This window comes from Streptomyces alkaliphilus (assembly GCF_014141535.1).
Classification (GTDB): Bacteria; Actinomycetota; Actinomycetes; order Streptomycetales; family Streptomycetaceae; genus Streptomyces; species Streptomyces alkaliphilus.
Window position 1 is genome coordinate 1 of record NZ_VKHT01001118.1, and the last position, 1,502, is coordinate 1,502.

The following is a 1,502-nucleotide window of genomic DNA, read 5'->3' on the forward strand; positions in this document are numbered from 1 at the left end:
AGCCGGGCCGGCGGGGCCCCGCCGGCCCTAGCGGGCGGAGCCGATGCCGTCGGCGAGGGTGCCCGCCCCGTCCCCGACGTCTCCCTCCCCGTGTTCCCCGTGTTCCCCGCGCTCGATGACCGAGGTCAGGATCTCCCCGACCCGGATCGCGGTGTTGGACAGCAGGGACGAGGTGATGCCGTGGGTGTGCTCGGTGCCGCCCTGGAGGTAGATGCCGCCGCGCACGCCGGGATCGGTGACGACGCGGTAGTCGCGCCCGACCCGCACCCGGCCCTCCTCGTCCCGCCGGCACAGGTGCGCGACCTCGCCGAGGAGGGGCAGCGGGTCGGCGGGGTGGTAGCCGGTGGCGAAGACCACCACGTCGGCCTCCAGCGGGGTCTCCTCGCCGGTGAGCAGGGACCGCACGGTGGTACGCACACCGTCCGGATCCTCCTCCACCCCGGTCAGCCGGGAGACGTTGAGGAAGCGCAGCCGCTCGGTGCCCAGGACCTTCTCCCGGTACGCCTGCCGGTAGAGGTCCTCGATGAGGTCGATGTCCACGACGGAGTAATTGGTGTTGCCGTGGTACTCCATCAGCTTGCGCTTGATCTCGTCGGGGGCCGAGAAGTAGTCGTCCACGGCGGCGGGGTCGAAGATGCGGTTGGCGAAGCCGCTGTCGTCGGCGGGGCTGTAGCCGTACCGGGAGAAGACGGCGCAGATCTCCGCTTCGGGGAAGCGGCGGTGCAGGTGGGCGACGTTCTCGGCGGCGCTCTGGCCGGCGCCGACCACGATGAGGCGGGAGGGCCGGGTGCCCTCCAACTCCTCCACCCGGGTCAGCAGGTCGGAGGTGTGCCAGATCCGCTTCGACCGGGTGACGCCCTCCGGCATCCGGGGCCGCAGGCCGGTGCCGATCACCAGGTTGCGGGCGCGGTGGACGACCTCCTCCGATCCGCAGCGGGCGGTGACGTCGAAGTGGGTCACCCCGCCCTCGCGCAGCACGGGTTCGACGGAGACGACGTCGTGGCCGTAGGAGACCATGTCGTCGACCTTCGCGGCGGCCCACTCGAAGTACTCGTGGAACTCGACCCGCAGCGGGAAGAAGTTCTTGTGGTTGACGAAGTCGATCAGCCGGCCCCTGCCCTGTAGGTAGCACAGGAAGCTGAACTCGCTCGCCGGGTTCCGCAGCGTCACCAGGTCCTTGAGGTAGGAGACCTGCATGGTGGCGTCGTCGATGAGCATGCCGCGGTGCCAGCCGAAGCGGGGCTGCCGCTCGAAGAAGTGGGAGGTGACCGCCTCCTGCCTGCCGACGCGCGCGTTGTGCTCGCGCAGTGCCACGGCCATGGCCACGTTGGACGGCCCGAAGCCGATGCCTACGAGGTCGTGGATCACAGGTGTGTCGCCAGGAAGAACCTGAGACATGTCACTCCCATCGGTGCGGGGCAACCGTCGGTCGGACGGTGAGTGGGGAACAGCGGGAACAGCGGGAACAGTGGGGAACAGCGGGGAACAGCGGGGAATAGGGG

At 69.9% G+C, this 1,502-nt stretch carries 1 protein-coding gene; it reads right to left on the reverse strand.

Annotated elements, in window-relative coordinates; genetic code table 11:
* Window positions 1-27 precede the first annotated feature (27 nt).
* A complete protein-coding gene (locus FNQ90_RS22820; RefSeq protein ID WP_182608078.1) occupies window positions 28-1,398 on the reverse strand; it encodes a lysine N(6)-hydroxylase/L-ornithine N(5)-oxygenase family protein in 1,371 nt (456 codons plus the stop codon).
* Window positions 1,399-1,502 lie beyond the last annotated feature (104 nt).